This is a genomic window from Bifidobacterium tibiigranuli (assembly GCF_009371885.1).
GTDB classification, from domain to species: Bacteria; Actinomycetota; Actinomycetes; order Actinomycetales; family Bifidobacteriaceae; genus Bifidobacterium; species Bifidobacterium tibiigranuli.
Genome location: NZ_QLZA01000001.1, coordinates 17,714 through 30,415 on the forward strand (window position 1 = coordinate 17,714; position 12,702 = coordinate 30,415).

At 60.3% G+C, this 12,702-nt stretch carries 12 protein-coding genes; 8 read left to right on the plus strand and 4 right to left on the minus strand.

From position 1 onward, the window contains the following. Window positions 1-3: 3 nt before the first annotated feature. Window positions 4-297: a helix-turn-helix domain-containing protein gene (locus tag DDF78_RS00115; protein ID WP_152579976.1), complete on the minus strand. Its 294-nt coding sequence runs from the start codon at window positions 295-297 to the stop codon at window positions 4-6. 228 nt (window positions 298-525) lie between these two features. Continuing rightward, window positions 526-1,032, minus strand: coding sequence for a Fur family transcriptional regulator (locus DDF78_RS11790; protein ID WP_162000646.1), 507 nt, complete (start codon window positions 1,030-1,032; stop codon window positions 526-528). 111 nt (window positions 1,033-1,143) lie between these two features. On the opposite strand from DDF78_RS11790, the gene DDF78_RS11795 reads away from it, so the two are divergent. The 4 genes from DDF78_RS11795 to DDF78_RS00140 all read left to right on the plus strand — a co-directional run bounded on the left by DDF78_RS11795 (window position 1,144) and on the right by DDF78_RS00140 (window position 3,647). Then, a complete protein-coding gene (locus DDF78_RS11795) occupies window positions 1,144-1,854 on the plus strand; it encodes a VIT1/CCC1 transporter family protein (protein ID WP_162000645.1) in 711 nt (236 codons plus the stop codon). Window positions 1,855-1,985: 131 nt separating this feature from the next. Then, a complete protein-coding gene (locus tag DDF78_RS00130; protein WP_152579973.1) occupies window positions 1,986-2,366 on the plus strand; it encodes a DUF488 domain-containing protein in 381 nt (126 codons plus the stop codon). A gap of 4 nt (window positions 2,367-2,370) precedes the next feature. Beyond that, window positions 2,371-2,934, plus strand: coding sequence for a nuclear transport factor 2 family protein (locus DDF78_RS00135; protein WP_162000644.1), 564 nt, complete (start codon window positions 2,371-2,373; stop codon window positions 2,932-2,934). A 251-nt stretch (window positions 2,935-3,185) separates the two neighbouring features. Next, complete coding sequence (locus DDF78_RS00140) at window positions 3,186-3,647, plus strand: Hsp20/alpha crystallin family protein (protein WP_152579971.1); 462 nt, start codon at window positions 3,186-3,188, stop codon at window positions 3,645-3,647. A 391-nt stretch (window positions 3,648-4,038) separates the two neighbouring features. Here the strand turns inward: DDF78_RS00140 and DDF78_RS00145 are convergent, their stop codons facing one another. Then, window positions 4,039-5,676, minus strand: a complete 1,638-nt coding sequence (locus DDF78_RS00145) for an ABC transporter substrate-binding protein (protein ID WP_152579970.1) — start codon at window positions 5,674-5,676, stop codon at window positions 4,039-4,041. A 289-nt stretch (window positions 5,677-5,965) separates the two neighbouring features. On the opposite strand from DDF78_RS00145, the gene DDF78_RS00150 reads away from it, so the two are divergent. Further along, a complete protein-coding gene (locus DDF78_RS00150; protein WP_152579969.1) occupies window positions 5,966-6,793 on the plus strand; it encodes a histidine phosphatase family protein in 828 nt (275 codons plus the stop codon). A 293-nt stretch (window positions 6,794-7,086) separates the two neighbouring features. After that, on the plus strand, window positions 7,087-8,364 hold the full coding sequence (locus DDF78_RS00155) for a uracil-xanthine permease family protein (RefSeq protein WP_152579968.1): 1,278 nt from the start codon (window positions 7,087-7,089) through the stop codon (window positions 8,362-8,364). 227 nt (window positions 8,365-8,591) lie between these two features. Here DDF78_RS00155 and DDF78_RS00160 read toward each other — a convergent pair whose 3' ends face one another. Continuing rightward, window positions 8,592-9,875, minus strand: a complete 1,284-nt coding sequence (locus DDF78_RS00160; protein WP_152579967.1) for a glycoside hydrolase family 3 N-terminal domain-containing protein — start codon at window positions 9,873-9,875, stop codon at window positions 8,592-8,594. Window positions 9,876-10,142: 267 nt separating this feature from the next. On the opposite strand from DDF78_RS00160, the gene DDF78_RS00165 reads away from it, so the two are divergent. Further along, the gene (locus tag DDF78_RS00165; protein WP_152579966.1) at window positions 10,143-11,657 is read left to right on the plus strand and encodes an amino acid permease; all 1,515 of its coding nucleotides are present in this window, start codon (window positions 10,143-10,145) and stop codon (window positions 11,655-11,657) included. Further along, window positions 11,657-12,664, plus strand: coding sequence for an asparaginase (locus tag DDF78_RS00170; protein ID WP_152580025.1), 1,008 nt, complete (start codon window positions 11,657-11,659; stop codon window positions 12,662-12,664). Before DDF78_RS00165 ends, DDF78_RS00170 begins: the two co-directional genes overlap by 1 nt. The last annotated feature ends 38 nt before the right edge of the window (window positions 12,665-12,702 follow it).

The window sequence follows — 12,702 nt, forward strand, 5'->3', positions numbered from 1 at the left end:
CCCTTACCTCCGGACGCGCTTGGGGAGCTGCTCGTTGGCTCGGAGCCGGCCGAGGTCGGTTCGGTAGGGGTCGCTTGCCGTCACGATGGCATCGGCGAGCTGCAGCACGCGTGCGATGGCGAGCATCGAATCCGAACGCACAGCCTTGCCTTGTTCGAGGTTCGCCACTGTGGTCGGGCTTACTCCGGCGCGCTGCGCCACGTCGGCGATAGTCAGCAGCAGCAGTTTGCGCTGCTGCGAAAACCGTTCGCCTATGATACGCAGATCGCGTTTCACCGTAGTGGGCACGTATCGCATTGCATCCTCGCTTATCGTTGGTACTTAATAGCTAAACGCTAATAACCATTAGTATACTAGATATTAAAACTATATATCTTCGATATCAAGTACCTGTCATATTTCTAAAAGATGCAACGAATAAGGCAGGTAGATGCCAACAGACCTTGGAACCTACCACAGATAGGCGCGATGGGTGTATGTGGGATCACATGGATTGCGCGAGGCGGATTTCGAAAGCTGCCCGCGTCACGCCGCCGTGCGTTGCTCCTTGGTGACGGCGGTGACGGTCTTTGCGGCTGATAGGCGTTCGCGGGCCTGGCAATCGGCGCACAGCCCGTGCAGCACGAGGTCGCCAGAATCGACCTGGAATCCCTGATTCGCCGCGGCAGCGACGTCGGCGTCGTTGACCGGGAGAATGTCGAGGTCGAAGATGCGGCCGCATTGGCGGCACACCATATGCGCGTGCGGATAGCGCTGCCCCGTGTCGTAGATCACGGGGCCTTCGGCCAGTGCTATTTTGCGTACGATGCCCAGTTCGGCGAACAGATCCAGCGTGGCGTACACGGTCGGCAGCGAGATGCCGGGCATTGTGTCTTCGAGCCGCTGCTGCACAGCTACGGCGCTCAGATGCTGGGGGGAGGAGGCGACGATGCGGTAGATAAGCTGGCGCTGCGGGGTGTTGCGCAGCCCGCGATCGTGCAGCAGGCTATCGAGATCGCGCGCCCCGCGCCGTTCCTTCAGTTCCGTGTTCATATTGCCTAAGGGTACCAGCGTGTCTCCTTTATTTCCAGTGTTTCTTTTCTTTAATTTGCATCTTATTAAAAAAGACTTAAGATAAAAATGAATAAAGATCGGAGGACCGACATGGTCACGGAAAACGGGATAGCTGTGGGCGCGCTCGAAATGGGCGGCGTCTCGCAGGCGCAAGGCAAGAGAATCAACGGAATGACGAACGATACTGCATCGGCTGCACATGTTGAATCTGATGGTGCGATAAACGCTGCGGACGAAGAGAGCACGGCGGCTTGCGCCGAGAAAAGTTCGGTGTATGGGGCCGAAACGGGAGATGGGCGTGCAGTTTCGCGGAACACACGTTTTCCGCACGGCATAAGCCATGATGCCTTCGTGCTGCAATACGTTCAGCCCGGCTTAGTGGGGCTTATCGATGGCACCGTCAGTTCGTTGGCGCCGATTTTCGCCGCCGCCATCTCGTCCAGCTCGAGAACGGCATTCCTTGTCGGCATGGCCACTGCACTTGGCGCGGGTGTGAGCATGGGCTGGTCCGAGGCGCTTTCCGATACCGGCAAAACCACGGGACGCGGCTCGGCCATCGTGCGCGGCGTCATAACCGGTGGAATGACGACCATCGGCGGCATCTTCCATACCCTGCCGTTCCTCATTCCCAGTCTGCGTCTGTCATTGCTCATCGCGCTCATCGTGGTCGCCATTGAGCTCTTCGTGATTGCCTGGGTCCGCAACCGCTTCCTGCATGTGCCCATGAAGAACTCCCTCCTCGTGGTGACTTTGGGCGGTGCCATCGTGCTCGCCATAGGAATGCTGCTCGGCGTGAGCTGACTCGGCTTCGTATACTTAGGGCGTGCGTTGAGATTACGTAGGGATGCTGTAGCGGCAAACGCCGTAGCCCCCAATGCCGCGACCTTACACGTCACAGCCTTAAATGTCATAGCGGCGACGAAGATGGAGGCATGAGTATTGCAATCAAGCGCATTTATGATGCTGTAGATGACTCTGCTGACAGTGACGACGGCTATCGGGTTCTTGTTGACCGGCTTTGGCCTCGGGGCATATCGAAGGTCAAGGCTGGCCTCGATCTGTGGCTTAAGGAGGCCGGGCCATCGACGGAGCTGCGTAAATGGTTCGGGCACGATCCTGAGCGTTTCGAGGAATTCCGCGCTCGGTATGTTCAGGAATTGGATGACAATCCGGCGGTCGGCGATCTGTTGGACATATGCAGAACGCACGACGTGGTGACCTTGCTGTATGGGGCGAAGGACCCGGAGCATAATCAGGCCGTGGTGCTGCGCGACTATCTTAATGCGGCGCTGGGGCAGACGGAAGGGGAGTAGCGCAATGGTTCCGGATGTATGCAGCTCGGGCAGCAACTACGACGCCGGCAGTCTGGACGCTCGGCCACACGCCGCCCGATTCCGCATAACCGGCGAAGTTGGCACAACTGACGCGACTGATGCCGTTGGCGCAACCGACACCGCTGACGGTACTGCAACAACCGATGTCAAGACTGCACAGAACGCGCGCGAGCAATCGGTCAGGCGGTATTTCGCGATGTGGAAGACCCGCGATTTCAGCGATCTTGACAAGCTGTTCGCACGCGATTGCCGCTATGAGGAGTGCTATGGACCGGTCTATCGGGGATTGGAGCAAATGCATCGATGGATCAGCGATATGCTCGCCAAGCAGATAGTCGATTCGTGGGATATTCATGAGATGAGGCATGGTATGAATCCGTTGGGGCTGCCGATGTTGACGGTGACGTGGACGTTCAGCGGGCGTGAAAAGGAATCGTATATATTCGACGGCGTATCCATCATCGAGTTCAATGACAAAGGATACATGAGCCGAGTACGTGAGTTCGAAGCCCAGCACGACCGGGTGTTCCCTTACGACGACAAGTGACAGATGGCGGGCATTTGCCAATAGGATCATCTGCACAATGCATGTTTTCCAAAACTTGAGTCTTAAGCACTCAAGTTTTGTTCACTCAAGGTAAAACTCGGGAAGATGCTTACTCCTGACTCGGTTGAACACAGTGAAAGGAACACACGGGAGCTCCCCTGAAGGGACTCCGGAAGCGGCGGTGAAGGTGGCCGGCAGCGATGTCGGGCGTTTGACCAGCTGTTTCCCTCGTAATGCAAGGAGTATTGATTATGGCTATGTTTCCGTCACTGATGAATGACTCGATGTTCACGGATCTCTTCGACGATCCCTTCTTCTCGCAATGGCGCGAACTGCCGTCTCGCGTGAGCGGCGCGGCCGCGTCCGGCGACATGATGAAGACCGACGTGCGCGAAAGCGACAAGTCCTATGACGTCGACATCGACATGCCCGGCTTCAACAAGGACGATATCGCAATCGAGCTGCATGAGGGATATCTCACCGTGTCCGCGCACAAGGATGAGAACCACGAGGACAAGGATGAGAAGAGCGGCAAGTGGCTGCGCCGCGAGCGTTATGTCGGCTCGTGCTCGCGCAGCTTCTATGTCGGCGATGCGGTCAAGGAATCCGACATCCATGCCAGTTACAAGGACGGCACGCTGAGCCTCGCGATTGCGAAGGTCGAGCCGAAGCCGCAGGTCGAAGCCAAGCATCAGATCGCCATTGAGAGCTGATGCGTGAGCCGCAGCTTTCGGGCTGCACATGATAAGGCCGTGTTAGCACGGGTTTCCTGTACCGACACGGCCTTCTGTTTGTGTCACGAAAGGGGCACCGTTGAGTGCGGTTATGCCCCTTTCGTGACGCTTATTTGAGCTAAGAGGCGCAAAAGGGGCATAGCTGCCCGGATAATGCCCTTTTCGTGACGCTAAGTTGGGTCTATGCCCAAACGTGGTGGCAGTCCAGGGACTCTGTCTCGTTTACGACATTAACTGGGGCTAGATGTCACGAACGAGACAGAGTCCGCTGAACTATGCCTCGTTTACGACAATTAACTCGGATAAATTTCACAAACGAGACAGAGTGCGGAGGACTGGTAGAATCCGCAGGATACAGACACTACAGACGCTACTTACGCAGCTTCTGGTATTCGGGCACGCCCATGTAGCTGAACGACACGTTCTTGACGTTTTTGCCGGCGGCCGCGTTGACATTCGCGTACCAGAGCGGAATCACCGGCAGATCCTTGAACAGCAGCTCCTGGGCCTGATGGTAGTAGCCGATTGCACCACCCAGCGTGGTCTGCCGGGCGGCCTGGGCGAGCAAGCCATCGAAGGCTGCGCTCTTGTAATCCCCGTTGTTCAGGCCCTTGCCATCTGCTGCCGTGGAAGAATAGGCCTGCACCAAATAGCCTTCGGGATGCGGATAGTCGGATTGCAGGCCTTGCAGGAAGGCTGCGCCGATGGTGCGATTCTGAATCGCGCCGGTCAGCTCCTTCTGCGTGGGGAAGGCGTAGGGCTCGCTCTTGATTCCCAGTGCATTCCCGATGGAATTGGCGATTGCCTCGACCCACGGCTTAGTGCCGCTGTCGGCGCTGTAGGCCAGCCGGAATGTGCCGTCCCACGGGGCTATCGCATCAGCCTGCTTCCAGAGCTCCTTCGCCTTGGCGGCATCGTGATTGAGCACGTCGGCTCCGGCGAGGCTCGTGCTGTGTCCAACGATGGTCGGCGCGGTGAAATCGGTCGCCTGGGTGGCTGTGTTGTGCAGCACCTTCGTGATGATGGTGGCGCGGTCAACGGCCAAGGAGATTGCGGCACGGCGCATACGGCCTTCCTCGCCGGTGAAATGCTTGAGATTCTGGGGGATGGTGAAGGATTTGAATCCGGGGCCGGGCTTGTTGAAGGCCTGCACCGAACCGTCCTTGGCATAGGTGGATAGCGCGGAGTTAGGAATCGTGTCGAGCACGTCGAGGTTGCCGCCCTGCAAATCGGCGTAGGCACTGTCCAAGTCGGTGTAGAGCCGGAAGGTCAGCCCGCCGTTCTGGGCTTTGCGCGGCCCGGTGTAGGTCTTGTTGGGTACGAGCTCGATCTGCCGGTCGTGCGTCCATGACTTGAAACTGTAAGGTCCGTTGCCGATGGGCTTCTGCCCGAAGGCCTTGATGTCGCTGTATGCCTCTGATGGCAGCGGCAGGAACGCCACATCGCCGACCTTGTAGGCGAAGGACGAGTCCGGGGCGGCGAGCGTCACCTTGAGCGTGGAATCATCGAGAGGGTCAAGACCGGAAAGCTGCGCATTCTTGTCGATGCCTTTATTCTGCAGTGCATCGTAGCCTGCGATATCCGACAGGATGGAGGCTCCCATCTGCCCGTTTGCCGCATTAGCCGCGAAGGACCACGATTTGGCGTAGGTCTTCGCAGTGATCGCCTCACCGTTGGAGAATTTCAGCCCCGGGCGCAGCTTGATCGTGTATTGCGAGGCGTCCGCGTTCGGCGTGATGGATTGGGCGTCCGCGTAGATCAGCTTGCCGCTGTTGCTGAAGGTGACCAGCCCTTCGAAAAGCTGGGTGACTACCTTCCATCCGGCCAGATCGTTGGTGTCGCTGGGCACCAGACCTGCTGCAGGCTCGGCATCGTTGACAGTGATGACTGCCGGTCCTGATGAGGCGCTGCCGCCGCCCGAGGCCCCGCAGCCACCGAGCACCAATGCGATGCCGAGCGCTATTGCAAGCGCGGCGAATGTCTTGCCTTTTCGGACTGAAATGGTCATATGATGCTCCTTACGCGGTTGCTCCTATGCTACCTGAGGGGTCTTCCCGTCAGTTGTCTTGCGCTATCGGCGCTGCTTATGACGGGCTGTCTGCGATGGGCTGCCTATGGGAAAATCGCCTATGCGAATTGACCGAGAGCGAGTTCCTGCGCGCCCGAATCTCCATGCTGCCTTTCCGAATGGCCTCTTTGAGTGGCCGAATGCGGGCGGATGACGGTACAGTATGGAGTGGATAATATGAATGAATGGACGGATGGCCGCGGGGCGCGGTTTCAAGGAGGAATAGGGCATGGGTATGCCATTGGATCTGTATGTGATACGACACGGGGAGTCGGAGGCGAATGTCATCGTCAAAGCGGGGGAGGCCGGCGACAATTCCCTGTTCACGCAGGATAACGTCACGGTTCCCGATCGCTCGTGGCGGCTGACTGCCACCGGGCGCAAACAGGCCGACTGCATCGGGCGCTGGCTGGTCTCCAAACAGCAGCTTTTCGATCGCTACTTGGTCTCGCCGTATGTGCGCACGCGCGAGACGGCGGCGACGATGGCGCTGCCGAAGGCCAAATGGGAGGAGACGCGCGTGCTGCGCGAGCGCTCTTGGGGCGAGATCAGCACAGTCACGCAGGACGAGTTTCGCACCAATTACCAGCGCAACTGGATTTTCAAGCGCACCGACCCGCTGTATTGGCGGCCGCCGGCAGGCGAATCCATCGCCGATGTGGCCGAGAACCGTGTGCATAATCTGCTGACTTCGCTCGATCGGCGGGCCGAGGCGCAGTCGGTGGTGGTGGTCAGCCACGGCGATTTCATGCAGGCGCTTATGCTCACGCTCGAAGACCTCTCCGACGAGGAGTTCCTCAAGCGCGCCGACGCGCCCGAATGGCGCATCACGAACTGCACCTGCCTGCATTATTCGCGCCGCGACCCACAGACCGGGCGCACCACGCATCGCGTGCGCTGGGAGCAGACCGCGCGGCCAGTGTTCGACCGGCAGACCGGGCGCTGGGAGGTCGAGGTCGAGCCGTGGCGCGAATTCCAACGCCCGCTGCTTTCCAACGGCGACCTGGTGGATGTGGTGCATTCGGTCGATCCGCATCTCTCCGGCTTGGCGCGCTGAGTGCTTGTTGCCTAGGGTGCCTAGGTATAGCTGCGCCGTGCTTGAGGTGTTTAGGGCTGTTGCCTCGCATTGTTAGGCTGATGCACCCCTCCTTACGAAGCTGCGCTTTGCTGTGCCCTCCCGCATACGCTCGGAAATAAGCCAATTGCGCCTTCATGCAAGCGATTGGAAATATGTCAGAAACGCCGATTGGCTATGGCACGGCTACAATGGCACACGATGCGCGGGCCGATTCGGGGCCTTGCGCGTAATTTCCAAATGAGAGACAGAAGAGAACAAGGAGAGGGATAGCCATGAGCAATATCTTCACATGGAAACTGCATGGGGACGGCAAAACACTGAAACCGGGCGAGGTCATCGCCCCTGACGAGCGTCTGACGTGGGGACGCACGGCGGGCATCGGAGCACAGCACGTGGTCGCCATGTTCGGCGCGACCTTCCTGGTCCCGATTCTCACCCATTTCGACCCCTCGACCACGCTGTTCTTCACGGCGCTGTCGACGGCGTTGTTCCTGCTGATCAATATGAACAAGCTACCCAGTTATTTGGGTAGCTCGTTTGGTTTTATAGCCCCTATCGCGGCGGTAGCCTCGGCGCATAAAGGCATCGCGGTCGCCAGCTTCGGCATCATGATGACCGGCCTGCTGCTGGGACTGGTCGGCCTGCTGGTGCATTTCGCCGGAGCCAAGTGGATTGACATCATCATGCCGCCAGTGGTCAATGGCGCAATCGTCGCGATCATCGGCTTCAATCTGGCGCCGAACGTCTGGACGAACTTCAAGGCGGCACCCGACACGGCCGCAGTCACGCTGGTCGCCGTGCTGCTGGTCGCCGTGCTGTTCCGTGGGCTGCTCGGCCGCCTCAACATTCTGCTCGGCGTGCTGATCGGCTACATCTACGCCTGCGTGCGTGGCCAGGTCGATTTCAAGCCCGTGCAGCAGGCCGCTTGGATTGGCTTGCCGCAGTTCCACCTTCCGCAGGCCGACTTCTCGATTCTGCCGATGTTCCTGCCCGTTGTGCTCGTGCTCGTCGCTGAGAACGTGGGGCATGTCAAATCGGTGGCGCAGATGACCGGCCGCGACTACGACGACCAGATCGGCACCGCGCTGGCGGCCGACGGCCTGGGCACCATGATCGCAGGCTTCGGCGGCGGCTCCGGCACCACGACCTACGGCGAGAACATCGGCGTGATGGCCGCGACCAAGGTCTACTCGACCGCCGCATACTGGTGCGCAGCCGGCTTCGCGCTTATCCTGAGCCTGTGCCCGAAGTTCGGCGCGGTCATCAACACGATTCCCGTCGGCGTGCTCGGTGGCGTCACCACGCTGCTCTACGGCATGATTGGCATGATGGGCGTGCGCATCTGGGTCGACAACCATGTCGACTTCAACAAGCCGCTCAACATCATGACCGCCGCAGTCACCATGATCATCGGCATCGCCAACTTCGCCTTCGCGGTCTCCGGCGTGCAGTTCAACGGCATCGCCATCGCCACCATCGCGGTGCTGGTCATGTATCACGGCCTCAAGGCCATCGGCCATGCGACCGGAGCGGTGCCCAAGGACGAGTAAGCTAATCGGGTGCTCCCGCGCTTCTGCGCTTCTAGGGGAAAGGAGCACCCAATCGAAACTGCGTTTCTAGTAGAAACGTCACGGAAAATGCTCGGTTGTCGTGATGAAAGTCCGAGTAAGTCGGTCTTCTAGTACTTTCGTCACGCTAACTGCTATATTTGCGGGACGAAAGTACTAGAAGACCGAAAAGGTTCGGTTGCGCCGGTGCGTCGCCGCGGATGCCGTGCCTACTGCGCCAGCCCCATGCGGTATTTCAGGGTCATGACACGCGTTGCTGACTGTTTGACCTTCTGCGCGAAGGCCGGGTCGCTGGCGGCCTGCTGGTTCAGCCCGTCGAGAATCGGCTGCATGTATTGGTTTGCACCGATGCAAGCCAAATCGCCTCCGGCTTCGACGAATCTCACTCCGAGCTGGTTGGGCGCGATGCCACTCACCGCAGTTGCAGACAGCGAGTCCGAGGTGACGACGCCTTTGTATCCGTTCTGGGCGCGCAGATGCCCGTCGATTAGCGCGCTGGAAAATGCCGCAGGATTCGCGGGGTCGATCGCCTGATAGGTGGCCAGCGACATCATCACCATGCCCGGATTGGCTTGCAGCGCGGTGGTGAATGCGCCTATTTCATCGCCGTCCAGCGTCGTGGTCGTGTCGAGAATGCCGTTGGCGGTGAAATCCGTATTGCCGCTGACGGCGCCGAGTCCGGGGTAGTGCTTGATTGTCGTTTCGACCCCCGCCTGCCGCATGCCGTTGATGAATGCGGCCGCATGCTGCGCGTTGCCGGGCGCGTCCAGCCCGAAGTCGCGGTCGAGCGCCCCGATGGGCGCGTTGCCAACGCGATTGGTCTGCACCGTATCGGTGACCGGAGCCAAGTCGACGTTGATGCCGGCTGATTTGAGCTGCCTGCCCCATTGAGACGCGGAGCTGACGAGCTGATCCGGGCTCAGCTGGCCTTGCTCGACGCCGGAAGGCATGGCATCGAAACCAGGGCCACGCACATGCTGCACTTGCCCGCCTTCCTGATCGGTCGCCACGATGAGCTGATTGCGCTGGGGCGCGTACGCCTGCAAGGCGTCGGTGGCCTGTCTCACGCCGGAGGTCCCGATATTCCAATTGCCGATGATGAGCACCGAGCCGACATGCTGATTGGCGATGAGATCACGCAGGCTCGATGGGTCACTGCCAGCGGACAGCGGCGTCATCACCAGCTGGCCGACCTGATCCTCGAGCGGCATCGCGTTCACGGTCTTCGCTGCCTTCGCTTCCGGTGTGTCGGTGGCAGCATCGGGACCTGGCGAAGACGGGGTCGCCGACGCCTTCGAGCGGTGCATGGCCGAGGATGTGGATATGGCTGAAGAAGAGTCCGAAGGGGTCGCAGCGCGCTCGCTCGTCCTCCACCACACGCCCGCCACCACAAGCCCTGCGGCGATAAGCGCGACTGCGAGCACGGCGATGATCGCGGCGCGAACGTGGGTGGGGTGCCTTCCGGAATCATGCTGCATGTGTCGTGGGGCCATCCCTCGATTATTCCACTACCGGGATGCCCGTCCAAGCTGATTGGCGATCAGCGATACGCGGGCAGGGCACGACGATGCGTACGCGAGCAATGCGCAGCGATAACCATTCGGCAATGCAATGAGACGCCGACGCGGTACCGACGGTTCCGGCCGCGTGGCAGACGGTCGGTATACGATATGGCGCGCTTATCGAAACATGGGTGAAATCTGAAGGGTTATACGCTGATTTCGCCCGAGAATGATTCATATGATTAATAAGGGGAGTACATGGCTACAGAAGAAGCATCGCGGGAAGCGCTTGCCGTGCCCGAGTCCGCGCCTGAACCTGTCGCGGCAGATGTGAAGGATGCGGCCGATAAGGGGTATGCCCAGGAGCTCAAGCCGCGGCATATCCAGATGATTGCCATCGGCGGGTCCATCGGCACCGGGCTATTTCTGGGAGCAGGCGGCCGCCTGTCGCAGGGCGGGGCCGGACTGACCATAGCCTACGCGATATGCGGCGTGTTCGCGTTCCTTATGGTTCGCGCGTTGGGAGAGCTGGCGATCAGGCGCCCATCATCCGGGGCGTTCGTCTCGTACGCGCGCGAATTCCTCGGCGAGCGCGGCGCCTATGTGACCGGCTGGCTCTTCTTCCTCGACTGGTCTACGACGGTCATGGCCGATATCACCGCAGTCGCCGTCTACTTCCACTATTGGCAGGCCATGCAGTCCATCCCGCAGTGGGTGCTCGCGCTGGGTGCCCTAGCCTTGGTGTTCATCATGAATCTCATGAGCGTCAAGCTCTTCGGCGAGGCTGAGTTCTGGTTCGCCGCCATCAAGGTGACCACCATCGTGGTCTTCATGGTCGTCGCGATATGGTCCATCGTGACCGGCGGCTCTGTTGGACATGATCATGCAGGCTTCGCCAATATCACGCAGCATGGCGGGTTCTTCCCGCAAGGCCTGCCTATCGTGTTCGCTCTGACGCTCGGCGTGGTCTTCGCCTTCGGCGGCACTGAGATGGTCGGGGTCGCAGCAGGCGAGGCGAAGGATGCGAAGACGGTGCTTCCCAAGGCCATCAACTCGATGATCATCCGCATTGCCATCTTCTATGTCGGCTCCGTCGTGCTCATGGCGCTGGTGCTGCCATACAACGCGTATTCCCCGAATGAGTCCCCCTTCGTCACGTTCTTCTCCGGCATCGGCGTGCCGTATGCCGGCGATGTCATCCAGGTCGTCGTGCTGACCGCGGCCTTGTCCTCGCTGAACGCCGGGCTGTATGCTACCGGACGCACGCTTCGTTCCATGGCAATCGCCGGTTCCGCGCCCAAGGTCGCCAAATTCATGAATCGGCAGCACGTGCCTGCCGGCGGTATCGCGATCACTGCGGCCCTCGGCCTTCTCGGCGTGCTGCTCAACATCGTGCTGCCGACGGACGCCTTTGAGATCATCATGAACCTCGCAGGAATCGGCATCGCCGGCACATGGTCCGCCATCCTGCTGACGCATCTCGCCTTCCTCAAGAAGGTTCGGCAGGGCAAGGCGACTAGGCCGGCCTACAGGATGCCTGGAGCGCCGTGGACCAATTACCTGAGTCTGGCGTTCTTCGTCATCGTGGTGGTCTCGAACATCACCAGCGCATCGGGCCGGTGGACGCTGGTGCTGTTCTCGCTCGTAGTCGTGGTGATGGTCGCCGGATGGTTCGCGATACGAGGCCGGGTCAACAGCGGCCTGCTGGAGAAGGTCAACCTGACCGATCCAACCGACGACGCCGCACAAGAGGCTGAAGGCGCGCAGGCATGATGCGCCTCCATGTGACCTACACCGGAGGGACCATCGGCATGGTGGAATCCCCCGACGGACTAGTGCCCGGCGCCGACCTGCGGGGGTGGCTGTTTCAACTGCTCAGGCAGGGCTCCGATCTTGACTCGTCCAAGGTCAGCCTAACCGCGCTGGATCCGCTGATCGATTCGTCGAACGCGACGCCGGGAAGCTGGCAGTCGATCATCGACGATCTATGGCGCTTCCACGACAGCGCCGATGCGTTCATCGTGCTGCATGGCACCGATACGATGAGCTACACGACATCGGCGCTGTCATACGCCTTGACGGATTTCGGCAAGCCCGTGGTCTTCACCGGCTCCCAGCATCCGCTGGGCAAAATTGAATCCGATGCTACGGCCAATGTCACCGGTGCGTTCAATGCTGTCCTAAGCGGCCATGCGCAGGGCGTCGAGCTGTTCTTCGGGCATCACCTGTTCGCGGGCAACCGCGTGACGAAAGCCTCCTCCTGGGCGTTCGAGGGCTTCGCTTCGCCCATCACCGGCCCAGTCGCCCAGTCAGGCACGCCATGGCATTGGAATGACGCTGGCAGCGAAGGATGCGGATGGAGGAATCCCGCGCCATATCGGCAGCATGATATCGCTGTGGTTACCATGGTGCCGGGAATCAGCGCCGACCGGCTTGCGTCGATGCTGGCTCCGCACCCGCAGGCGGTGCTGATCAGGGCGTATGGCGTGGGCAACATGCCGGATGCCGTTCCGGGACTGACTGATGCGATCCGGGCGGTCGCCGACGGCGGCGCGCCGGTGATCGTCGCCTCGCAGTGCCAGCAGGCCGAGGTCATGCTCGGGCGTTACCAAGCGGGCGCTGGTCTGGCCGAGGTGGGGGCGTGCTCAGCCGTTGACATGACATTCGAGGCGGTGTACACCAAAATCATGTTCCTGCTGTCCCAGGGACTGGGTGCCGCAGACTTCACTGACTGGGTAGGCAGACCGATCGCCGGAGAGGTGTCTTCGCCGCAGCAATGAGAGCATATTGTGCCGGCTGAGACCGTCTGCCGCCTGAC